We start from the raw sequence: 21,245 nt of genomic DNA on the forward strand, positions 1-21,245 counted from the left end.
CAACGCCGGTGCCCGATCCGGGGCACAACATCGCCGAGCGCCGCGATCCACCCGGCCCCCCGCTTGCGCCCGCACTTGAGCCCGCGCCCGGTTCCGGGCAAGCCTGCGGCGACAGCCGACCGAAAGGAGCATTCCCGTGAAAGCGCACACCCCCGCCGGCATCCGCCCGCCCTTCGCCCGCTATTCGCACGCCGTCGAGGTGCCGCCGGGCCACAGCCTGCTGGTGCTCTCGGGCCAGCTCGGCATCGCGCCGGACGACAGCGTGCCCGCCGACGCCGGCGCGCAGGCCGAACTGTGCTTCGCCAACATCGAGGCGATCCTGGCGCAGGCCGGCTGCACCCGCGGCGCGATCGTGCGGCTGAACGCCTATGTCACCGGGCGCGCGCACCTGGCCGCCTACATGGCGGCGCGCGACCGCTATCTGGCACAGATCAACCCGCCGCCGGCCTCGACGCTGATGATCGTCTCGGGCTTCGCCCGCCCCGAATTCCTGGTCGAGGTCGAGGCCCTCGCCGCCGTCCCGGCCTGAGCCGGATCGCGGCGTTGACCCGGCGTTCAGAATCCGTTCCTGAACGATTTCAGCAGGTTGAGGGGGTTTTCACGGTGAAATCGCCCGCGGCCGACGCAGTTTTCAGCCCGTGGCCAGCAGCGCCGCGACGCGCTCGATCCCGAACCGGTAGCCTTGCGTTCCGGCCCCGGCGATCACCGCGTCGGCGCGGGACGAGACGAAGGAATGGTGCCGGAACGCCTCGCGCCTGTGGATGTTCGAGATGTGCACCTCGACCACCGGCCCGTCGAACATGTTCAGCGCGTCGAAAATCGCCACCGAGGTGTGGCTGTAGGCCGCCGGGTTGATCACGATCCCCGCCGCGGACTGCCGCGCCTGCTGGATCCAGCCGACCAGCTCGCCCTCGTGGTTCGACTGCCGGAAGTCCACCTCCAGCCCCGCCGCGTCACCCGCCGCGGCGCACAGCCGCTCGACATCCGCCAGGGTTTCGGCGCCGTAGATTTCGGGCTGGCGTGTGCCCAGCAGGTTCAGGTTGGGCCCGTTCAGGACCAGGACGGTGGGCATCGGCATCTCCTCGCTTCGCTTCGCTGCCGCGCAGCCTAGCCGCTGCGCCGCCGCACGCAAGCCGCCGCCGCCGCGCCGGGGGCACGCGGCATGCGCCGGTCACGGACAAGGCCCGCCGCTGTGGCGGGCGGTCCCGGTCGCCGCCGGGCGCTTGGCTGCGGCTTCGCAGACCGCCGCGCTGGCGTCGAGGGTCGGTCTGGCGAGGAACTTGGCGACATGATCGTGCCCCAGCTGACCACGATGCAGGGGCTGAAGTCTGCGGCGCAGACGCCCGAGACGGACGTGGCGGCGCTGTCAAGTTGCGCCGGACCGGCCGGCCGCGCGGCACGGGTCGGCGTTGCCGATCGCCGAGGCGGGCCGCTCCCGTGGCGGATGCCGCGCCGGCCCGGGCGCGAATGGAGTGTCGTTCCATAACGACTCGCGCCCGGTGCGATCTCTGGTGTACGCTTTTGACTCGGCTCGACGTGCAGATCGTGCCGAAACAGGGAGGACAACAATGAAAAACCCGAAAAATCATAATCTGACGATGGATGAATGGGACGAGGTCAAGCATCCTCGGCCGCACCGGAACGATTTCGACGCCGTGGTCGAGGAAGCGATCTCGCGCCGCGGGTTCATGGGCGGCGTGCTGGCGTTCGGCTCGGGCGCGGCGGCGATGGGCACGGGATTGCTGTCCTCGACCTCGGCCGAGGCGCAGGCCGCCGGACGGTTCGCGTTCTCGCCGATCGGGATCGCGACCGATTTCGACATCCACGTTCCCGAGGGATACAGCTGGGCGCCGCTGGCGCGCTGGGGCGATCCGCTCGTCTCGCAGGGCGACGGCGCGTTCGATCCCGAGACGGGGCATGACGCGGAAGCCGCGCAGCACGTGTTCGGCGAGAACACCGACGGCATGTGGCTTTTCCAGGTCGGCGGCCGCGAGCTGATCGCGGTCAACCACGAATACGCCAACCAGGAAACCAACCTGCCGCAATCCGAAGGCGTGCCGCAGAGCCTCGACGACGTGCTGATGTTCCAGCGGATCCAGGGCGTGACGATCATGGAGGTGGCGCCCCAGGACGGAGACACCTACGGCATCGTCGTCGATTCGCCCTTCAACCGCCGGATCGACCACAATACCGAGACGCGCTTCTCCGGGCCCGCGGCCGGGCACGAGCTGCTGCAGACCGCGGCCGATCCCGAGGGCATGAAGCCTCTGGGCACGATGAACAACTGCGGCTCGGGGCCGACGCCCTGGGGCACCTATCTGACCTGCGAGGAGAACTTCAACGGCTACTTCGGCTCCACCGACGAGGCGTTCGAGCTGCCCGAGGACTACGAGCGCTACGGCATCGGCCACGAGGGCTGGGGCTACGACTACCACAAGTTCGACGAGCGCTTCGACGTCTCGAAGAACCCCGCCGAGCCGCGCCGCCAGGGCTGGGTGACCGAGATCGACCCCGCCGACCCCGAGTCGACGCCGGTGAAGCGCACCGCGCTCGGCCGGTTCAAGCACGAGAACGCCGCCTGCACGCTTGCGCCCGACGGCCGGGTGGTCGTCTACATGGGCGACGACGAACGCGGCGAGCATCTCTACAAGTTCGTCTCGAACGGCGTCTATGTGCCCGGCGGGCCGGCGGGTGACCTGCTCGACGACGGGCAGCTTTATGCCGCGAAGTTCAACTGGGACGGCACCGGCGAGTGGCTGGCGCTGACGCCCGAGGCGACGGGCATGGACGCCGCCGAGATCCTGATCTTCACCCGCGACGCGGCCACGGCCGTGGGCGCCACGACGATGGATCGCCCCGAATGGGTGCAGGTGAACCCGATCGCGGCCGAAGGCTACTGCGCGCTGACCAACAACTCGCGCCGGGGGGCGACGAACGACGACGGCACGCCCCGTACCAACGCCGGCGGCGTGCCGATGACGGTGAACCCGCCGAACCCGCGCGAGTTGAACAACTTCGGCCAGATCGTGCGGTGGTATCCGGCGAACGACGACCACGGCACCGACGCGTTCCGCTGGGATCTCTACGTCATGGCGGGCAATCCGAAGGCCGCCGAAGGCGCCTACAAGGGCTCGGCCAACGTCACCGAGGGCAACATGTTCAACTCGCCCGACGGGATGATGTTCGACACCTCGGGGCTGCTCTGGATCCAGACCGACGGAGACGATTCCAACGAGGACGAATTCGCGGGCCAGGGCAACAACCAGATGCTCGCCGGCGATCCGGCGTCGGGTGAGATCCATCGGTTCCTCACCGGCCCGAACGGCTGCGAGGTCACCGGGCTGTGCTGGTCGGCGGACCGCAGGACGATGTTCGTCGGCATCCAGCATCCGGGCGGCTCGTGGCCCGACGGGACGGGTCTGCCGCGCTCCTCGGTGATCTCCGTCTGGCGCGACGACGGCGGCCTGGTCGGCTGACCGCGCCAATCGCTCAGGGCGGGCTCCGGACGGATCCGGGGCCCGCCTGCCGCCCGGGTAGCGCGGATCGGCGGCCTCTGCTGCCGGCGCTCGCGCCGCGGTCGCGGCAGGGCGATGCCGCGACCGGTACGGATCGCCGCGCGACCGGGGCGGCGCCGGAATTCCGGCCCCCCGATGGCGTTGTTCGCGCGATGCGGGCGTTCGATGCGGTTGATCATTGCCTGCAGGGACTGCCGGCGCCGCGCGCGCCTCATGCGGGATCTTGTATACTTTTGAACGCTGGCGCCTATTCTCGGGATCGCGCAGCCCGGGAGGATCTCCGATGCCGTCGGAACTGAAGTTCGAATCCGAGCTGGGCTATGTCGACCTGCCGGCCGGACAGCGCGTCACACTGACCGCGTCCGAGCGGCGCGCGCTGGCGTTGCTGATGGCCAATCCGAAACGCATCATGACCCGCGATCAGATCCTCGATGCGGTTTCCGAACCCGGCTCGGACAAGCGCGACCGCAACGTGGATTTTCTGATCAACCGCCTGCGGCGCAAGCTGGTCGACGATGCCCGCGCCCCGCGCTATATCGCGACGCGCTATGGCGAAGGCTATGTCTGGGTCGGCGAGGAGGGCTGCGCCAGGCAGCGTCTGGCCAGGGCAAAGTTCGTGGTCGGTCCGCTGCGCGGGCTGGGCGATCTTCGGCAGCACGACGACCGGCGTCGGGTGGCCCGCGCGCTGTACGCGGCGGTGGCGGCCGAGTTCGCGGACGGCGATGTCGCCTTCGCGCCGGACTGTCCGCCGGCGGCGGAGTTCGACGGCGCCCGGCCCGACCACGCGGCCGAACTGACGTTCTACCGCGACGGCGCAAAGGCCTATTGCATCGTCTGCCTGCGCGAGTTCACCAGCGGCCGCGTCATCGCGGTGCGCCGTGCGACGCTCGACGATCTGGCAAGCGGCCGGGTCGATCTGGTGCGCTTCGCCCGCCTTCTGATCGGTGAACTTCTCTGCGACCGGGCGTCCAGCCCGCCGCGCCATGCGCCCCTGGCGCTGGCCCTGCTGATCGGCGCCGCGGACGAAGAGTATGTCGCCGAGGCCGGCGCCGCCGCGAATATCCGCGAAATCGTCGCCTTCCAGGGCGCGGCGGACCGGCGGAACCGGGCCCTGGCGGCGCGGAACGACGCGCAGCTTCGTGCGCTGCTGGCGGACGATGCCGACGATGCGAACGCCAAGCTGCTGCTCGCCGCCAACATCTTCAGCCGGTATGCCACCTGCGGCGTCTCGATGTTCGCCGACGGCGAGGACACCCGCGCCCGCGACGAGGACGAGATCGAGCTGCTGGTCACCCAGGCCCTGCCCTACGTTCGCGCGAATTCGGAGCACGCGGTGGTCGCCGCCCAACTGCTGCACTTCATCGGCCGCGGCTACGAGGATCTGGCGCGCGATCTTGCGGAAAGCGCGTTCCTCGACAAGCTGTACTCGGCCGGCGGGTTGGCCGTGGTCGGGCAGTTGCGGGCGTTCGCCGGCGAGACCGACGCCGCGCTGGTCTGCCTGAACCAGGCGATCGACCTGTCCGCGCCCGGCACCAGCGCCCATACTTTCGCAACGGCGCTGAAGTGCCAGGCGCTGGCCGCCGCGGCGCGCTGGGACGTGCTGCGCGTCGCGTGCACCGAGCTGGACATCGTCTGCCGGAACACCGGCCTGCCGCTTGAGCCGATGTACACCGATCCCTGCCAGCCGACGCCTTCGGCGCGCCGGCTCGTGCAGGCACTGCCGCGGCGGCAGGCGGCGGCGATGCTGCTGTTCTGCCACTACCTGTTCGCGCGGCGGTTTCGCGATGCCCAGGCCGGACGGAACACGCTGCTGTCGCTGTCGCGGCTTCTGACCGACCGGTTCGGGGCGCAGATCGTGCCGCCCGAGGTGCAGGGCGCCTTCCCCGGGCTTTCCTCGGAACGGGCCTGACGGGCGAGCATGTCTGCAACTGCCGCCGGCGACGGTCGCAAAGCGGTCAGAAACCCCTGTCTGGCCGCGGCCGGCGGCGCGCCTCGCCTCACGCCCGCCAGCCGCTTTCAGTGCTCGAAGTCGAAGACGATCTCGCGCACGGTGTTCAGCTTCACGCCGCAGCCGTAGCGCCGCGAGATGTTTCGCGCCGCGCGGTCGATCGCGCCCAGGGTCTCGTTCTCGGCGGCGGCGCGGCCGCCGTGTTCGTCCAGGTCGCGAATGGTCGCGGTCAGCCGGAAATCGTCGAACTGCAGGTCGAGCGCGGCGCTGTCGCTGCCGAGCGTCTGGCGCAGTTCCTCGCACCAGTCGGTGATCGCCGGTGCCGCCCGGCGCACCACCTCGCCGCGCGCGCCCCAGCTTGCGCCCTGCCGCGAGACGAAGCGGTTGACGTATTCGGCCAGCGTCTCGTCGAACCGCAGCCCGGTGGAGGCGTGGTTCGACACGCCCGCGTTGAGCAGGATGTTGAGCGCGAGCGCGATCAACGTGGCCAGGGCGAGCGGGCTGGAGGCGACGATCGCCACCCAATCCGGCGCGCCGGCCACAAGGTCGGGACGCGCGATCAGGCCGACCCCGGCGAGCAGCGGAATGCCCACCACCAGGTTCCGCCGGGCGTCGAGCATGCGCGAGGCGATCAGCGAGAATCCCGACGAGATCAGGTGACTGGCGAAGTACACCAGCCCGGCGCCCAGGACCGGGATCGGAACCAGCGCCATCATCGCGTTGAACTTCGGCAGCATCGCCATGACGAAGAACATCAGCGCCACGTAGAGCCCGAGGTGGCGCGAGGTGGCCCCGGTGGCCGACGCGAGCGAGACGTTCGACGCCGACACGGTCGTCGCCACCCCGCCGATCGCGCCGCCGGCCATGTTGCCCAGCCCGGTCGCGACGATGCCGGCGGACAGCGACCGGGTGTCGGGCCGCGTCCAGTTGGCATCGTTGGTCTTCTGCACCGAGATCACGAAACCCGCGTCCTTGATGTTGGTCGCCAGTGCCGCGACCAGGAACGGCAGCAGCAGCGCGACGTCGAAGCGCGGCAGGGTCCACGCGGTAACGTGCAGGCCGAACAGCGGCAGATCGCCGAGCATGCCGAAGCTCTGGTCGTCGAACAGGCCCAGCCAGGCGGAGGCGCCATAGCCGAGAACGAAACCGATCGCCGGGGCATAGAGCCGGGCACGCCCGACCGGCGCCACGGTGAACACCATGATCGTGCCCAGCGTCAGCAGCGCGACCGCGATCTCGCCCCGTGTCGAGACCGCGTCGCCTGGCGAGAGGCCCACGAACATCGGCGCGGCGAGCTGCGCCAGCGACAGGCCGACCATCAGCACGATCACCCCCGAAAGCTCGGGCGGAAACAGCCAGCGGAACCGCCTGAGCACGCGCGAGAACACCAGCGAGAACACCCCGGAGGTCATGATCATCCCCGCCAGCAGCCCGGTCCCGCCAAGCCGCATCGCCTGGATCGCCGGGATCGCGTAGATCGAGGACGGGACATGCGGCGCGAACAGCCCCGAGCCCAGCGGCGGGCCGATCCGGGCCTGCAGCAGCGTGCCGATGCCCATGCCGATCAGGGTCATGCTGACGACCGACGCCGCGGTCATCCGGTCGCCACCCGCCTCGAGCACGATCAGCACCGGGTAGCTGAGCGACAGCATCGCCACGAATGCGTGCTGGGCGGCCAGCAGCAGGCTGGTGCCCAGCGGCGGCACCTCGTTGACGCCGTAGATCAGGTCCGGCGGCTTGCGTTCGGTCTCGGCCAGGTCGCGGTTCAGGCGGTCGACCTCGATCGCCGCGGCGGCATGCGCGGCGACGGCGTTGAGCACCTGAAGGTCGCTGGCGTTGAAATGGCGCTGGACCTCGCTTCCGGCGACCAGCGCGCCGAAGGTCTTCTCGTTGGTTCGGAGCGGCGCCACCACGACCGAGGTCAGGGCGTTCGTGGCCTCGAGCGGGGCCGCGGCACCGAGTTCGTTGACGATCTCGCCCATGCCCGTGCCGAGGATGCGGCCGATGACGTCGTCGCCGACGTCGCGCGTCGCGCGATCATGAAAGGACTTTCCGCGGTTGGCGATGATCTCGAGCCGGTTCGTCGCCGGGTTCAGCATCAGCAGCGCCGCCGAATCGCAGCGCAGGAACCTGAGCGCCTCCTCGCAGACGATGTTCGCGATCCGTGTCGGATCCGGTGCGCCGATGATCTTCTCGGCCAGCGAGTAGAGCATCGTGATCTCGCGATACTTCTCGAGCGACTCGCGGCCCAGCGCGCGGATCTCGCGGTCCTGGGCGGCGAGCGCGCCGAACGTGCGGGCGATGTCGTCCGAGCCGTCGCCCCATGCGAAGCCGAGCGTATCGTCGCCCAGCGAGATCCGGGTCGACGGCCCGGACTTGGCGGCCGGATCCCCGGCAAGCACCTGGCCGGCGTTGTCTGTCACCGCACGGGGCCGGCGCGGGTCTTCGAGCAGCGGCAGGACATTGCGCGCGACTTCCGGCTTCTTCAGCAGCCGCCGCAGGGACCGGTCGACCCGGCCGCCGCCGGCGGAATCGGGGTGAGCCTTGTCCAGCATGGCTAGAACAGGACGGCGCGGGCCGCGTCGAGCAGGTCGTCGGGGTTGAAGGGTTTGGTCATGTACCGGTCGGCGCCCGCCTCCGCGCCCCGCACCCTGTCGTATTCCTGGCCCTTGGCGGTGAGCAGGATGATGTAGGGCTGTTTCAGGGCGGGATTGGCGCGGACCCGCTCGCAGACCTCGAACCCGTTCATGCCCGGCATCATCACGTCCAGAAGGATGAGCGCCGGCTGTTCGCGCTCGATCGCGGAAAGCGCGCTCGGACCATCCTCGGTGGCGATGATCTCGACCCCCTCGTCCTCCAGTTCCTCGATCGACTGCTGGATCAGGAGGCGCAGATAGGCCTCGTCCTCAGCGATCACGACTTTCCGCTGCATGGGACCTCCGTTCGGGTTGAATCGCCTACGCGCCGGCCTCGGCGACCGGCAGCTGGAAGGTGAAGGTGCTGCCGTAACCCGGCATGCTTTCGACGGTGATGGTGCCGTTGAGATGCTCGACGATCTCGCGGCAGATCGGCAGACCCAGCCCGGTGCCCGACGGTTTTTCGGTCAGCGTGTCGCCGACCTGCCGGAACTTGTCGAACACCTCGTCCTGGTCCTCGGGGGCGATGCCGATGCCGGTGTCGATGACGCTGACCTGGACGAACGGGCCGGCGCCGCGCCGCGCGGTGCAGGCGACGTGGCCGCGGACGGTGAACTTCACGGCGTTCGAGATCAGGTTGATGACGACCTGCACCAGCCGGTCCCGGTCGCCCATCACCGGCGGCAGGTCCTCGGCCACGTCGATGTGGAAGGCGAGCCCCTTCGACACATACAGACTGTTCGTCGCCGCCGCCGCCTGCCGGATCACCGACCCCATGTCGAGTGCCTCGATCTGCCAGACCATCTTCCCGGCCTCGATCTTCTCGAGGTCGAGGATGTCGTTGATCATCTTGGTCAGCCGCTGGCCTTCCTGAATCATGATCCCCATGTTCTCGCGGATCTGGCCCATCGCGCGGTCGGTCTTGTGCGCGTCGCCCGAGACCGCCGGGAAGATCACGCTTTCCAGCCGGCTCTGCACGATCTGCGCGAAGCCCAGCACCGCGGTCAGCGGCGTGCGCAGCTCGTGGCTGACATTGGCGATGAAGCTGGATTTCGCGGCGCTGGCCTTCTGCAGCTGTGCGACCAGCCCGTCCAGCTCGATCTCGTGGCGCTTGATCGCGGTCAGGTCGGTGACCATCACCACCCGCCCGCCGTCGTCGGTCCGGCGCTCGGCCAGGCCGACCCACCTGTCGTCGGCAAGCTCCCATACCTGGGTGCCCTCCGGCGTGTGGTGGTTCGCCTTCGCGGCGTCGAGCCAGCTGCCGTCCGGGTCGCGGACGACGCCCGCCTCCTTCATGCGGCGCAGCAGCGCGTCGAAGCGCGTCCCGACCCCCAGGCTGGCCCCCTCCCCGAGCAGGAGGCCGGGGAACCGCGCGTTGGCCAGCGTCAGCCGGTCCTCGCCGTCGAAAAGCGCGAAGCCTTCCTGGATGTTCTCGATGGCGTGGTGCAGCCGGCTGCGGGTCTCGCGGATTTCGCGCAGGTTGGAATCCCGGAACTCGATCGCGGTGTCGCGGAACACGTTCAACGCCGTGGCCATCGAGCCCAGCTCGTCCCGGGACGGCTCGGGGATCTCTGCCGACAGGTTGCCGCCGGCGATCGCCATCATCGAGTCGGTCAGCGCCGTCAGCCGGGCAAGGATGTTCTTGTGCACGTAGAAGCGGACGATCAGGTACGAGGACAGCAGCGTGGCGATCACGACGGAAAGCAGCAGCCAGAACGCGGTCCGCTGGATGTCCGCGGCCCGGGAATTGGCCTCGGCGACATCCGCCTTCGCCTCGGCGATCATGCGGTCGACGGCCGAGCCGAAGCGGTCCGCCAGGTCCGCGTTCTCGCCCAGCGCCTGGGCGGCGGCGGCGGCAAGCTGTTCCTGGAACGCGCTCTGCCGCGCCAGGCTGTTGCCGCCCATGAACACCTCGTCGAGGACCGCGATCCGCTCGGACAGCCGGTCGCGATCGGCCGGGCGGACGTCGTCGATCACGGCGCGGATGTCCTCGAGCGCGGACCGCACCAGCGCCGTCGCCTCGCCCGCGCCGCGGTCCGCGATGGTGCCGAACAGCAGCCCGATTTCCCGGGCTTCCGAGCGGGCGCGCAGCAACCGGAGCCGCTGCGAGATGATCGACGAATCCGCCTCCAGCACCCGCGCGAGTCCCTCGCCGCGATCCTCGGTATAGCTGTCGAGCAGGCCGAGTATGTCCGCGACCGCCGCCTGCCCGGCCGCGCTCTGGCGGTCGAGTTCGGTCTCGACCGCGATCCGGCCGCTGACCATGCGGTTGATCGCCTCGATGTTGGCGGCGAACAGCGAGGCGGAACGCTCGATCGACGCCGCCGACCGCGACTCGATGTCGTAGGTCCGCATCTGGTCCAGAAGCGCCGCAAGTTCCTCGACCCGCGTGCTGAGGGCGGAGGTCAGCGCGGTCTGCGCCGCGACGTCCCGGGCCGCCACAAGTTCCGGCACGGTCTCGACGATCTCCTGGGCGATGCGGGTCAGGTCCAGCGCGGTGGTCGCGATCGGGATCGACTGGTTGGAGATGCGGTCGTGGCTCTCGCGGTTCAGCCAGAGCGACAGGACGGCGATGGCGGCGGCGATCACCACCAGCGCGCTCAGTCCGACGAATGCCAGCAGCAGCCTGCGCCGCAAACCGCCGGAGGACGCGCGCACCGCCGGTGCCGACGGGACCATGATGTCGCCCGCTGCCGCCATCGGATCAGTCGATCGCGCCGATTTCGCGATAGAACCGCTCCGCCCCGGGATGCAACGGGATCGCCACCCCGTCGAATGCACTTTCCAACGTCACCTCGGCGCCCTTGGCGTGCCCGACGTCGAGCAGCGCCCGGCTCTTGTCGTTCCACAGCACCCGGGTGATTGCGTGGATCAGCTCGGGATCCGCGCGTTCGTCGGTGACCCACTGCGCGCCCACTGCCAGCGTCCGGGTGGCGCCGATGCCGGGATAGGTGCCCGCAGGCACCGTGTCCCGGCTGTAGAAGGGAAACGCCTCGACGATCCTGTCGGCATCGGCCCCGGCGATCGGCACGAGGGTGATGTCGGCGCGCTCGGCCAGTTCGATGATCGCGTTCGTCGGATAGCCGGCGGTGATGAAGAAGGCATCTATCTGGCCGGCGATGATCGCCTCGGCGGCCGGCGCGGTTTTCAGGTAGAAGGGCTCGAGATCGCCTTCGGTCAGCCCGTAGAACTTCAGGATCTGGCTGGCGTTGGCGTAGCTGCCCGAGCCCTTCTCGTCCAGCGACACGCGCTTGCCTTCAAGCCCCGCGATCCCCGAGATGCCGGCATCGGCGCGGGCGATCAGCTGGATATGCTCGGGGTAGAGCGCGGCGATCACGCGCAGCGTGTCGAGCGGCTGTTCGCCGTCGAAAAGCCCGGTGCCGGACCAGGCCCAATACGCCACGTCGGACTGCGAAAAGCCCGAATCGAACCGCCCGGACACGATGCCCTGGACGTTGTCCACCGATCCTTTCGAGCTCTGCGCCACGGCGATCAGTCCCTCGACGCCGCAACTTCCGCCCTCGTCGCAGGGGCGCGAGCCCGGCGGGTTCGAAATGGCGTTGGCGATGGTGCCGCCCAGCGGATAATAGGTCGCGCCGGTGCCGCCGGTGCCGATCGAGAACAGGCGAAGCTCCTGGGCGGCGCCGACGGCCGCCAATCCCGGCAGGGCCACGAACGCAAGAAAGAGGAGTTTCATTCCGGGCTCCTGCTGTTCACGTCCGCAGACCATCGGCCCGGATTGTTGCAAAATTGTTTGGGACGGACCGGATGGGGCCGTGGTGTGTGGCGGTCAGGGAAACGATACCGTGCGGCACGGCCGCGACCGGCAGCCGAAATCCGGCGTCGCGCAGGAAGCGGGCGTTTGCCACCAGGTGCAGCCGCGCCAAGCCGACGTTGCGCGGATCGCGTCCCTGCTCGGGGCAGATGCCGCCGCCGGGCCCGCGCCGGCGGCCGGTGTCGGCGCGGGCAAGCGGAAGACGGGCAGCCGCGGCTCGGTTCATCGCGCAGATGACGCTCGGAGCCGCCGAGAAGTTGCCGAGGCCCTTGTGGAATGCCCCACCAGATGATCGTCAGACAGGTGAAGTCGGTCTGCCAGACCTGGTCGGGACGTGCCCCTGATTTCCCCGGACACCTGCCTTGTTCAATTTCTGCTGCCTGGTCTCGAAATCTACGGGCGACAGCAGGCCGTTGTTCGTGCGTTACCGCCTCAGATTATAGAACAGCTCAATGTATTCGAAAACGTCTCGCCTGGCGCCGTCCCTTGCCGGGTACCGAAGCGCAGGCCGATCCGGTCGTGGCCGTCGCGCTGGCGAACAAGATGGTGCGCGGCATCTGGGCGATGCTGACGCGGAACGAGGCCTATCGCGGCCCGATTCCGATCGATGCGTCCAGGAAACGCAGGATCATTCGGGTGTCTGGCTGGGGTGGTAGGATTCGAACCTACGGTACACGGTACCAAAAACCGCTGCCTTACCACTTGGCTACACCCCAACGGCAGGCCTCGTTTAGCCAAGGTGCCGGGGCGGGTGCAAGTCGAAACTGCGGCTCAGACCCGCAGCGGATCGGCCTTGGCCAGCCGGTCGAAACGCATCAGCGACTCGATCAGCGCAGGCATCCGGTCGAGCGGAATCATGTTCGGCCCGTCCGACGGCGCGCTGTCGGGATCCTCGTGGGTTTCGATGAACACGCCGGCGATGCCGAGACTGACGGCGGCGCGGGCCATCACCGGCGCGAATTCCCGCTGCCCGCCCGAGGCGCCGCCCTGTCCGCCGGGTTGCTGCACCGAGTGGGTCGCGTCCATCACCACCGGCCAGCCGGTGCGCGCCATGCGGGGCAGCCCGCGCATGTCCGCGACCAGCGTGTTGTAGCCGAAACTGGTGCCGCGTTCGGTCAGGATGATGCGCCGGTTGCCGGTCGCGGCGACCTTCTCGGCGACGTGGTCCATGTCCCACGGCGCCAGGAACTGGCCCTTCTTGATGTTGATCGTGGCGCCGGTCTCGCCGGCGGCCAGCAGCAGGTCGGTCTGGCGGCACAGGAACGCCGGGATCTGCAGGATGTCGGCGGACCGCGCCGCCTGCGCGCACTGCTCGGGGCCATGCACGTCGGTCAGCACCGGGCAACCCACCTGCGCCCGGACCTCGGCCAGGATCTCCAGCCCCTGGTCCATCCCCAGTCCGCGCCTGCCGGTCAGCGAGGTCCGGTTCGCCTTGTCGTAGCTGGCCTTGAACACATAGCCGGCGCCGGCAGCGGCGCAGATCCCGGCCATCCGCCGCGCGATCATCAGCGCGTGGTCCAGGCTTTCCAGCTGGCAGGGACCGGCGATCACCGTCAGCGGCGCGTCGTTGCCGAAAACGACGTCCGAGCCGGGGAGGTCCACTGCGGTCTGGGCGGGGTCCGTCATACGCTCACCTGTTCGCGAAGGATGGATACCGTCAGCGAGGCCAGGATGTAGATGCCCGCGAACAGCACGAAGGCCAGGATCGTACCCTCGATCTTGCGCGGGAAAGTCGGCTCGACCGGTGCCACGGGCGCCACGCCCATCGACAGGTAACGCACCTGCCGGGACGCCTCCAGGCGCGCGGTTTCCATCGAGGCGATGGCCTGCTGCAGGATGGTGTGCCGGGTCGCCAGATCGGACTCGGCGATGCGCAGCTCGCCGCTGATCCGCGCCAGCGAGACCGAGCTGTCGTTGGTCTGGGTCAGGTCGCCGCGCAATTCCTTGATGCGGGCGGCAAGACGCTCGATCTCCCGCTCCTGAACCGAGACGCGGCTTTCGTTCGGGCGGGCGTTGTCCTTCATCTCGGCCAGCGCCAGGCGCTTGCTTTCCAGCTCCAGCTCCAGCGAGTTGATGATGCTCATCTGCGACTGCAGCTCGACATCCGCCGACAGCACGCCGCGCTGCTGCTGCAGGTCCAGCACCCGCTGCTCGGCCTCGAGCATCTTAGCCTCGGCCTCGAGGTAGTTCTCGGTGGCGGTCTGCAGCTGGTCGCCGCGCGCCTCCTGGGTCAGGCCGTCGACGCGCTCCTCGGCATAGCCGACCAGCGCTTCCGAGAAGGTCTGCGACGCCTCGGGGCTGGCGGCGACCACGCCCATGCGGACGATCCCTTCGGTCGGGTCGTAGCCGATGGTGACCTTGTCCTGGAAATAGGCATAGGCCTCGTCCAGCGTCGCGTCCTCGGGCAGGCGCTGCAGCCGGTCGATCGCCGGGTCCTGGAAATGGCTGACGTAATCGTGGTCGCGGTCCAGCCGCAGGAACGCTTCGCGCGAGCCGAGAAAGCCCTGGACCACGATGCTGTCCTGCGACGTCGCAAAGCCCGTGCCCGCCAGCAGCCCGCCCAGCCCGCCGGCCGAGGCGGCGTTGTCCGAGGTCTGGATCACGAATTCGGATTCGGTCTCGAACATTGGCGTGGCGATGTCGAAATAGTACCAGGCGACAACCGCCGTGGGGATGAAGACGAAGACCGCGAGCCGCAGCAGCATCGCGAACAGGCGCCGGCGCCGGCGCCGGACCAGGTCGCGCTGGATCGTGGTCACGGCCGCCTCGCGCCTGGTCTGGGCATCGCTGATCGCCAGCTGCCGGCGGCCGGCCGTACCTGCGTCTTCGGCCAGAAGATTCTCGGTGTCCGGGTTCTGCAGCACCGTCAGGCTGTCGCTCTGCCCGCCGCGGCCGGCCTTGTCGGCCAGGCTGAGCATCGAATCCTCGTCCTCGAGAAAATCGATGTCGCGTGCCGCAAGCAGGTGCATCGCGTGGTTGTGGCCCTTCGGCCGCAGGTTCATCTCGCGCGCGGTGCGCAGGGCCTGGCGCTTGTGGCGCGGCATGATCGTGCGCCCGTGCGGATCGACATAGGGCGGCAACGCATCCGGATCGTCCAGGTCCAGCCTGCCCGCGCCCTTGCCGTACTCCCGGATCGGCGCGCCCAGGTCTCCGGGCGTCGGTTGCAGCTTGCCCTTCTTCGCCCTGTCGCGTGCGCGCGGTGCGGACTCGTCCGAGGGCGTTCCGTCATCTGCCATGCGGTCGCTCCGTGGGTTGCGGGCGGCAATCGGGGATGGCCGTGTCAGCTGTCATAGTTGTACATCGCCTTCGCTTCGGCCAGCGTGTCGAACATGTGCAGCCGGCCGTCAAGCAGGACCGCCGCCGAGGTGCAATACCGTTCCAGGATGCGGGAGGAATGCGACACGATGACAACCGTCGAGGTCATCAGCCGCTCGTGCAGGATCTCGCCCGCCTTGCGGTTGAACTCGGCGTCCATGGTCGAGGGCATGCCCTCGTCGATCAGGTAGATGTCGAATTCCAGGCTCAGCATCAGCGCGAACATGAAACGCGAGCGCATGCCCTGGCTGAAGGTCGCCACCGGCATGTCGAAGTATTCCTTGATGCCGCACAGATAGCGGCAGAACGCCTCGACATGATCCGGGTCCAGACCGTACAGGCGGGCGATGTAGCGGCAGTTCTCCTGCGCGGTCTGCGCCTTGTTGATGCCGCTGACCACGCCCAGCGGGAACGAGATCTTCGAGGTGCGGACGATCCTGCCCTCGTCCGGCTTCTCCAGCCCCGCCATCATGTTGATGATCGTGGTCTTGCCGGTGCCGTTGGGCGCAAGGATGCCGAGGCTGCGGCCCAGTTCGACCCGGAACGTGGCCTGGTCCAGAATCACCTTGCGGGTCTTGCCCGTCCAGAAGGACTTGCTGACGTTCCTGAATTCGATCATCTCGATCCGTTCATGCGCCGGACGTGCCGCGCGCGCCGGCTGCGGTCCGCGCGGGTGCGCAGTCGCCGACGGTCTGACTTGCCCGAGACTATATCGGGCAAGTCAGGTAAATAAAGGGTGTTTCCCCGCGGCGGCGGGTCCCGGCCATCAGCTATCCTGCTTTTCCACGCCGATCACGCGCGCCACGAAGAACGATAGCGCGGCGGCGCCGAAACTGAACAGCGCGCCCATCTTGGCGGCGTCCTGCACCGGACCGGCGTCGAACGCGACCGAGGCGATGAACAGCGACACGGTGAAGCCGATGGCGGCGATGCAGCCCAGGATGAACAGATCGACGGTGCGCATGCCCTCGGGCAGGCCCAGGCGCATCGGGTACGCCGCCAGCCAGCCCATGAACAGGATCCCCAGCGGCTTGCCGACCACCAGGCCCGCCAGCACCAGCCAGGTCGCGTCGCCCATGGCCGAGAACGACACCCCCGCGTTCATCAGGCCGAAGAACAGCAGAATCACCTCGACCGGCTGTTTCAGCGCGTGCTCGATGCGGTTCAGCAGATCGGTCAGATGCTCCTCGGCCGCGGCGAAGATGCCGAAGGCGCGGTCGGCGTGCGGGATCGTCAGCACGATCGGCAGCAGACCCAGCGCCGGGTGGATGCCCGATTCCTGGAACCCGTACCAGCACAGCGCCCCGGCGATCAGGTAGGGCCAGAAGCCCGCCTTGTCGCGCATCCAGGTCGAGTACGGGCGGTCCTGCTTGCCCCGGTCCAGCCTTCTCGGCAGCCAGTTCGCAAGCACGAACACGCCCACGGCGACCGCCAGCGAGAACAGCAGCCACACCGGTGCCAGTTCGCCCGACGGGTAGAACACCGCCAGGATGATCAGCCCCGCCGCGTCGTCGGCGATCGCCAGCAGCAGCAGGAAGCGCACGGCCGGATGGCCGGCGCCGAAGATCAGCCGGCCGACCAGGTACGAGAACGCGATGTCGGTGGCGGTCGGAATCGCCCAGCCGTTGGCGACGGCGGAATAGGTGTCCGAGCCCATGATCAGCGCCAGGCCCAGATAGACGGCGATCGGGCCGAACATGCCGCCCGAGGTCGCGATCAGCGGCGTCAGCGCCCTGCGCCCGCGCAGGCTGCCGGATTCCAGCGCCAGCGCCTCCCAGACCTCCTTGCCGGCGATGGCGAAGAAGAAGGCCATCAGCAGGTCGTTGACCAGATAGTGCAGGCTCAGCACCTTCGTCGGGCCCGGCGGCACGAGTTCCTTGGCGTTCTCGCCGTAGGACTTGACCCAATAGTCGTAGTCCGCGCCAACCAGATTGTTCGGCCACAGCGGCGTCTCGACGAAGTGATGATACCCGGAAGGATCGATGTTCGCCCAGAACAGCGCGGTCACCGCGCCGATCACCAGAAGCAGCGAATACTCCGTAAGATAGTTCCAGACACGGTACATCAGTGGCGGCCTCCGGCAAAATTTTGCCCTGTCTATGCGATGGAAACCGGGCTCGCAAGACGAACGGGCCGCGCGGGTTTGCGCGGGGCGCGCGGCGTTGCTACATGCCGTCACATGGAAGATGTCGCCGCCCTCGGCCGCCGGATCGCGGAATGCCGCCTGTGCGCGGGCCGGTTCGCCGCCACCGCCAGCGGCCACGCGCCGCGTCCGGTGCCGTGGCTGTCCGACCGCGCGCCGATCCTGGTCGCCGGGCAGGCGCCGGGTCTGAAGGTGCATCAGCGCGGCCGGCCGTTCGACGATCCCTCGGGCACGCGGCTGCGCGACTGGATGGGCATCGACGAGCAGACCTTCTACGACCGCAGCCGGGTCGCGGTGCTGCCGATGGCGTTCTGCTTTCCCGGCTACGACGCCAGGGGCGGCGACCTGCCGCCGCCGCCGGTCTGCGCCCGGACCTGGCGCGACAGCGCGATGGCGGCGATGCCGCAGGTGCGGCTGACCCTGCTGATCGGCGGCTACGCGCAGAAGTGGCATCTGGGCGGCCGGATGCCGGTGACCGAGCGCGTCGCCCGCTGGCGCGAGGCGATCCCCGAAGTGCTGCCGCTGCCGCATCCCAGCTGGCGCAACACCGGCTGGCTGAAGCGCAACCCCTGGTTCGAGGCCGAGGTTGTGCCCTGGCTGCGCGCCCGCGTCGCCGAGGTGCTGGCGTGACCGCGGCGACGGCGCTCGACCGGGCGCATGCGCGGATGCTCGCCGCCGGCGAGACCGAGGCCGCGCGCCGCGGCTTCTTCGCCGCGCTGGCCGCGGCCGAGCTGTGCGTGCTGCTCGAGGAGGAACCGGCGGCCGGCAGCGACCGGGTGCGCCCGCTGACCGTCGACAGCGAGGCCGGGCCGGTGGTGCTGGCGTTCGACACCGCCGACCGGCTGGCCGGCTTCGTCGCGGGTCCGGCGGCGATGGCGGCGCTGCCCGGGCGCGAGCTGGCGGCGCTGCTGGCGGGGCGGGGTCTGGGCCTGGGGCTGAACCTGTCCGCCGCGCCGTCCGCGATGCTGCTGCCGGCCGAGGCGATGTCCTGGCTGGCCGAGGCGGTGGCGGTCGCCGCCGAGGTGCCGGCGGCGAGCGTGGCCGGGATCTCGGCGCCGCGCGGCCTGCCCGGCGGGTTCACCGCGGCGCTGGCCGAGGCGCTGCCGCGCCTGCCGGCACGCCCGCAGCGCGCGCTGCTGGTGCATGCCGCGCGCACCGACGGCGCCGGCGGGCCGTTGCTGGCGCTGGTCGGCGTGCCCGAGACCGCCCGCGCCGGCTGCGGCACCGCGCTGGCCGAGGCGCTGGGCCTGGCCGGGTACGCCGCGCAGGCGCTGGACCTGGTGTTTCTCGATGCCGGCGCCGCGCTGGCCGGCCGGATGGCGCCGCATGCGCTGGTGCTGGACCTGCCCGGGCCGGCGCCGGCGATCCCCGGAGCCGATCCGGACCGGCCGCCGAACCTGCGCTGAGCGGCGGCCTCAGCCCTGCGGGCGGGGTTCCCAGCGGGTCAGCACGTCCTCGCCCAGAAGCCGATGTTCGACCGGGTGGAAGCGCGGCGCGGCGCCCAGATCCGTCAGCGCGAGCGGCCCGACACTGGGCACCCCCTCGGCGCCGATCACCTTGCCGGCGGTGATCAGGATCAGCTCGTCGACGAGGCCGGTCTGGATCAGCCCGGCGGCGAGCCGGCCACCGCCCTCGCACAGTACCGAGGTCAGCCCGGCGTCGCCCAGCGCGCGCAGCGCGGCCGGCAGCTCCAGCGCGCCGCGCGCGTCGCGCGGCACCGGCAGCAGCCGGGCGCCGATGCCGCGCAACGCCTCGGCGCGGGCCGGGTCATGGTCGTGCGCGGCGTGCAGCAGCCACAGCGGCTGCGTGCCGGCGGTTTCGGCCAGATGCCCGGTCAGCGGCAGCGACAGGCCGGGGTCGGCGACGATGCGCACCGGCGGGCGCGGCGTCTCGTGACCCTCGCGCACGTCGAGACGCGGGTTGTCGGCGCGCGCGGTGCCGGCGCCGATCAGCACCGCGTCCGACGTCGCGCGCAGCCCGTGCACGAAGCCGCGCGCCTGTGGCCCGGTGATCCAGCGGCTCTGGCCGTTGGCCAGCGCGATGCGCCCGTCGAGGGTGCTGGCCAGTTTCAGCGTCAGCCGCGGCCGCCCGCTGCGCAGCCGGTGCAGGAAGCCGGCGTTCAGCCGCGCGGCGCGCTCTCCGTGCAGCCCGGTCTCGACCGCGATCCCCGCCTTGCGCAGGATCTCGAGGCCGCGACCCGAGACGCGCGGGTCCGGATCGTGCAGCGCCACGACGACCCGCGCCACCCCGGCCTCGGCCAGCGCCACGGCGCAGGGGCCGGTCTGGCCGCGGTGCGCGCAGGGCTCCAGCGTGACATAGGCGGTGGCGCCGCGGGCGCGCGCGCCGGCGGCGCTCAGTGCCTCGGTCTCGGCGTGTGGCCGACCGCCCGGCCGGGTCCAGCCCTCGCCGACCACGGCGTCGGCGGCGACCAGCACGCAGCCGACGGCGGGATTCGGCCAGGTGTTGCCCAGGCCGTTCCGGGCCAGGTCCAGCGCGCGCTCCATCCAGCGCGCGTCGGCGCCGTCACCGGGTCCCGCGCCGGCCATGCCGGTCAGGACTTGCCGTCGCCGTCGGCGGCTTCGGTCGGGCGCAGCTCGGACACGAAGTCCTCGAAATCGTCGGCGGCCTGGAAGTTCTTGTAGACGCTGGCGAAGCGGACGTAGGCGACGGTGTCGATCCGGGCCAATGTCTCCATCACGATCTCGCCGATCTTGTCCGAGGGCACATCGCTGTCGCCCATGCTCTCCAGCCGGCGCACGATGCCCGAGATCATCTGGTCGACCCTCTCCGGGTCCACCGGGCGTTTCTGCAGCGCGATGCGGATCGACCGCTCCAGCTTGTCGCGGTCGAACGCCTCGCGCTTGCCCTGCTTCTTGATCACCACCAGGTCGCGCAGCTGCACCCGTTCATAGGTGGTGAAGCGACCGGCGCAGGCCGGGCAATAGCGCCGCCGCCGGATCGCCACATGATCCTCGGCCGGGCGCGAGTCCTTCACCTGGGTATCCACATTTCCGCAGAACGGGCAACGCATGGGCGGGCTCCCTCAATCTCCCTTCCCTGCATCTAGCCTTAGCGGAGTGCATTGGTAAAGCCACTACATCGTGGCGCTGGCGCATCACTTGCCAGCCTTGCAGCAAGGACACACGATGGACGGCCCCGGCAGGGCACTACTTTGCCGGCAGGCAACATGGGAGCCGCTGATGACGACGAAAACCCTGTTACTGACCGGTGCCTCCAGCGGCATCGGTGCCGCCACCGCCCGCGCGGCGGTCGAGGCCGGCTGGGCGGTGGGCCTGTTCGCCCGCTCGGCCGACAAGCTGCAGACACTGGCGGACGAGCTGGGCGATGCGGCGCTGCCGCTGCCGGGCGACGTCGCCGACCCCGAGGCCCAGGCGGGCGCGGTTGCCGCACTGGTCGCGCGCTTCGGCCGGCTCGATGCGGCCTTCGCCAACGCCGGCATCGGCGCCGGCGCGCCGGGAACCGAGGGCGGCGATCTGGACAGCTGGCGGCAGATGCTGGACGTGAACCTGTGGGGCGCGCTGGTCACCGCGCGCACGACGCTGCCCGAGTTGCGCAAGACACGGGGGCATTTCCTGGTCACCGGCTCGCGCGCCGGGCGATCGGTCATCAAGGGCTCGGTCTACGGCGCGACCAAGTGGTTCATCCACGGCTGGGCGGCGAACCTGCTGGAGGAGATGCGCGAATGGGGCGGGCGCTGCACCGTCGTCGCCCCCGGCATGGTCGACACCGAGTTCTTCGACGAGAAGAAGCCGAAGGCGCTGCGCCCCGAGGATGTCGCGCGCGGCGTGGTGTGGGCGCTGCAGCAGCCGGCGTCGGTCAACGTCGGCGAGGTCTATCTGATGCCGAACCCCGAAGCGGGCTGAGCGGCGCCGTCGCCCCCGTGACAGGGCGC

General features: G+C 69.9%; 18 protein-coding genes and 1 tRNA gene. 6 read left to right on the forward strand and 13 right to left on the reverse strand.

Features of this window, described 5'->3' with window-relative positions; all coding sequences use genetic code 11:
• Positions 1 to 136: 136 nt before the first annotated feature.
• Positions 137 to 529, forward strand: a complete 393-nt coding sequence (locus tag GE300_RS06025) for a RidA family protein (RefSeq protein ID WP_325063127.1) — start codon at positions 137 to 139, stop codon at positions 527 to 529.
• Between the two features lie 102 nt (positions 530 to 631).
• Here GE300_RS06025 and aroQ read toward each other — a convergent pair whose 3' ends face one another.
• Entirely contained in the window at positions 632 to 1,072 is a 441-nt protein-coding gene (gene aroQ, locus GE300_RS06030) for a type II 3-dehydroquinate dehydratase (protein WP_233416811.1), read from the reverse strand.
• Positions 1,073 to 1,568: 496 nt separating this feature from the next.
• Between aroQ and GE300_RS06035 the strand changes: the two genes are divergently transcribed.
• Positions 1,569 to 3,476 carry a PhoX family protein gene (locus GE300_RS06035; protein ID WP_154445664.1) on the forward strand — a complete coding sequence of 636 codons (1,908 nt, stop codon included), beginning with the start codon at positions 1,569 to 1,571 and terminating at the stop codon, positions 3,474 to 3,476.
• Positions 3,477 to 3,798: 322 nt separating this feature from the next.
• Positions 3,799 to 5,424, forward strand: coding sequence for a winged helix-turn-helix domain-containing protein (locus GE300_RS06040; protein ID WP_154445665.1), 1,626 nt, complete (start codon positions 3,799 to 3,801; stop codon positions 5,422 to 5,424).
• Positions 5,425 to 5,531: 107 nt separating this feature from the next.
• Here GE300_RS06040 and GE300_RS06045 read toward each other — a convergent pair whose 3' ends face one another.
• The 10 genes from GE300_RS06045 to GE300_RS06090 all read right to left on the reverse strand — a co-directional run bounded on the left by GE300_RS06045 (position 5,532) and on the right by GE300_RS06090 (position 17,254).
• Positions 5,532 to 8,018, reverse strand: a complete 2,487-nt coding sequence (locus GE300_RS06045; protein ID WP_154445666.1) for a solute carrier family 23 protein — start codon at positions 8,016 to 8,018, stop codon at positions 5,532 to 5,534.
• A 2-nt stretch (positions 8,019 to 8,020) separates the two neighbouring features.
• Positions 8,021 to 8,395, reverse strand: coding sequence for a response regulator transcription factor (locus GE300_RS06050; protein WP_154445667.1), 375 nt, complete (start codon positions 8,393 to 8,395; stop codon positions 8,021 to 8,023).
• A gap of 25 nt (positions 8,396 to 8,420) precedes the next feature.
• Positions 8,421 to 10,799, reverse strand: a complete 2,379-nt coding sequence (locus GE300_RS06055) for an ATP-binding protein (RefSeq protein WP_154445668.1) — start codon at positions 10,797 to 10,799, stop codon at positions 8,421 to 8,423.
• A 4-nt stretch (positions 10,800 to 10,803) separates the two neighbouring features.
• Positions 10,804 to 11,796 (reverse strand): TAXI family TRAP transporter solute-binding subunit, encoded by a 993-nt coding sequence (locus GE300_RS06060; protein ID WP_154445669.1) that lies wholly within the window; start codon positions 11,794 to 11,796, stop codon positions 10,804 to 10,806.
• Positions 11,797 to 11,812: 16 nt separating this feature from the next.
• A complete protein-coding gene (locus tag GE300_RS06065; protein WP_154445670.1) occupies positions 11,813 to 12,100 on the reverse strand; it encodes a hypothetical protein in 288 nt (95 codons plus the stop codon).
• 415 nt (positions 12,101 to 12,515) lie between these two features.
• Positions 12,516 to 12,590 (reverse strand) — tRNA-Gln (locus tag GE300_RS06070).
• 55 nt (positions 12,591 to 12,645) lie between these two features.
• A complete protein-coding gene (gene kdsA, locus GE300_RS06075) occupies positions 12,646 to 13,500 on the reverse strand; it encodes a 3-deoxy-8-phosphooctulonate synthase (RefSeq protein WP_154445671.1) in 855 nt (284 codons plus the stop codon).
• Positions 13,497 to 15,110 carry a capsule biosynthesis protein gene (locus GE300_RS06080; protein WP_154445672.1) on the reverse strand — a complete coding sequence of 538 codons (1,614 nt, stop codon included), beginning with the start codon at positions 15,108 to 15,110 and terminating at the stop codon, positions 13,497 to 13,499. Before GE300_RS06080 ends, kdsA begins: the two co-directional genes overlap by 4 nt.
• A gap of 44 nt (positions 15,111 to 15,154) precedes the next feature.
• Positions 15,155 to 15,808, reverse strand: coding sequence for an ABC transporter ATP-binding protein (locus GE300_RS06085; RefSeq protein ID WP_154445673.1), 654 nt, complete (start codon positions 15,806 to 15,808; stop codon positions 15,155 to 15,157).
• A 147-nt stretch (positions 15,809 to 15,955) separates the two neighbouring features.
• Positions 15,956 to 17,254: a Na+/H+ antiporter NhaA gene (locus GE300_RS06090; protein ID WP_154445674.1), complete on the reverse strand. Its 1,299-nt coding sequence runs from the start codon at positions 17,252 to 17,254 to the stop codon at positions 15,956 to 15,958.
• Positions 17,255 to 17,368: 114 nt separating this feature from the next.
• On the opposite strand from GE300_RS06090, the gene GE300_RS06095 reads away from it, so the two are divergent.
• Entirely contained in the window at positions 17,369 to 17,962 is a 594-nt protein-coding gene (locus GE300_RS06095; protein WP_154445675.1) for a uracil-DNA glycosylase family protein, read from the forward strand.
• Positions 17,959 to 18,738, forward strand: a complete 780-nt coding sequence (locus GE300_RS06100) for an SseB family protein (protein ID WP_154445676.1) — start codon at positions 17,959 to 17,961, stop codon at positions 18,736 to 18,738. Before GE300_RS06095 ends, GE300_RS06100 begins: the two co-directional genes overlap by 4 nt.
• Positions 18,739 to 18,747: 9 nt before the next feature.
• On the opposite strand, the gene ribD is transcribed toward GE300_RS06100, so the two are convergent.
• Together ribD and nrdR are read right to left on the reverse strand one after the other, a co-directional pair.
• The gene (gene ribD / locus GE300_RS06105; RefSeq protein WP_233416812.1) at positions 18,748 to 19,878 is read right to left on the reverse strand and encodes a bifunctional diaminohydroxyphosphoribosylaminopyrimidine deaminase/5-amino-6-(5-phosphoribosylamino)uracil reductase RibD; all 1,131 of its coding nucleotides are present in this window, start codon (positions 19,876 to 19,878) and stop codon (positions 18,748 to 18,750) included.
• Positions 19,879 to 19,883: 5 nt separating this feature from the next.
• Positions 19,884 to 20,363, reverse strand: a complete 480-nt coding sequence (gene nrdR, locus GE300_RS06110; RefSeq protein ID WP_154445677.1) for a transcriptional regulator NrdR — start codon at positions 20,361 to 20,363, stop codon at positions 19,884 to 19,886.
• 169 nt (positions 20,364 to 20,532) lie between these two features.
• Here nrdR and GE300_RS06115 point away from each other — a divergent pair, with 169 nt between their 5' ends.
• A complete protein-coding gene (locus GE300_RS06115; RefSeq protein ID WP_154445678.1) occupies positions 20,533 to 21,216 on the forward strand; it encodes an SDR family oxidoreductase in 684 nt (227 codons plus the stop codon).
• The last annotated feature ends 29 nt before the right edge of the window (positions 21,217 to 21,245 follow it).

Source organism: Halovulum marinum (assembly GCF_009697225.1).
Classification (GTDB): Bacteria; Pseudomonadota; Alphaproteobacteria; order Rhodobacterales; family Rhodobacteraceae; genus Halovulum; species Halovulum marinum.

Excerpts from the sequence above, each read along its gene's own strand:
- aroQ (WP_233416811.1), bottom strand. The coding sequence starts at position 1,072 with ATGCCCACCGTCCTGGTCCTGAACGGGCCCAACCTGAACCTGCTGGGC.
- GE300_RS06035 (WP_154445664.1), top strand. The coding sequence starts at position 1,569 with ATGAAAAACCCGAAAAATCATAATCTGACGATGGATGAATGGGACGAG.
- GE300_RS06040 (WP_154445665.1), top strand. The coding sequence starts at position 3,799 with ATGCCGTCGGAACTGAAGTTCGAATCCGAGCTGGGCTATGTCGACCTG.
- GE300_RS06045 (WP_154445666.1), bottom strand. The coding sequence starts at position 8,018 with ATGCTGGACAAGGCTCACCCCGATTCCGCCGGCGGCGGCCGGGTCGAC.
- GE300_RS06050 (WP_154445667.1), bottom strand. The coding sequence starts at position 8,395 with ATGCAGCGGAAAGTCGTGATCGCTGAGGACGAGGCCTATCTGCGCCTC.
- GE300_RS06055 (WP_154445668.1), bottom strand. The coding sequence starts at position 10,799 with ATGGCGGCAGCGGGCGACATCATGGTCCCGTCGGCACCGGCGGTGCGC.
- GE300_RS06060 (WP_154445669.1), bottom strand. The coding sequence starts at position 11,796 with ATGAAACTCCTCTTTCTTGCGTTCGTGGCCCTGCCGGGATTGGCGGCC.
- GE300_RS06065 (WP_154445670.1), bottom strand. The coding sequence starts at position 12,100 with ATGAACCGAGCCGCGGCTGCCCGTCTTCCGCTTGCCCGCGCCGACACC.
- kdsA (WP_154445671.1), bottom strand. The coding sequence starts at position 13,500 with ATGACGGACCCCGCCCAGACCGCAGTGGACCTCCCCGGCTCGGACGTC.
- GE300_RS06080 (WP_154445672.1), bottom strand. The coding sequence starts at position 15,110 with ATGGCAGATGACGGAACGCCCTCGGACGAGTCCGCACCGCGCGCACGC.
- GE300_RS06085 (WP_154445673.1), bottom strand. The coding sequence starts at position 15,808 with ATGATCGAATTCAGGAACGTCAGCAAGTCCTTCTGGACGGGCAAGACC.
- GE300_RS06090 (WP_154445674.1), bottom strand. The coding sequence starts at position 17,254 with ATGTACCGTGTCTGGAACTATCTTACGGAGTATTCGCTGCTTCTGGTG.
- GE300_RS06095 (WP_154445675.1), top strand. The coding sequence starts at position 17,369 with ATGGAAGATGTCGCCGCCCTCGGCCGCCGGATCGCGGAATGCCGCCTG.
- ribD (WP_233416812.1), bottom strand. The coding sequence starts at position 19,878 with ATGGCCGGCGCGGGACCCGGTGACGGCGCCGACGCGCGCTGGATGGAG.
- nrdR (WP_154445677.1), bottom strand. The coding sequence starts at position 20,363 with ATGCGTTGCCCGTTCTGCGGAAATGTGGATACCCAGGTGAAGGACTCG.
- GE300_RS06115 (WP_154445678.1), top strand. The coding sequence starts at position 20,533 with ATGACGACGAAAACCCTGTTACTGACCGGTGCCTCCAGCGGCATCGGT.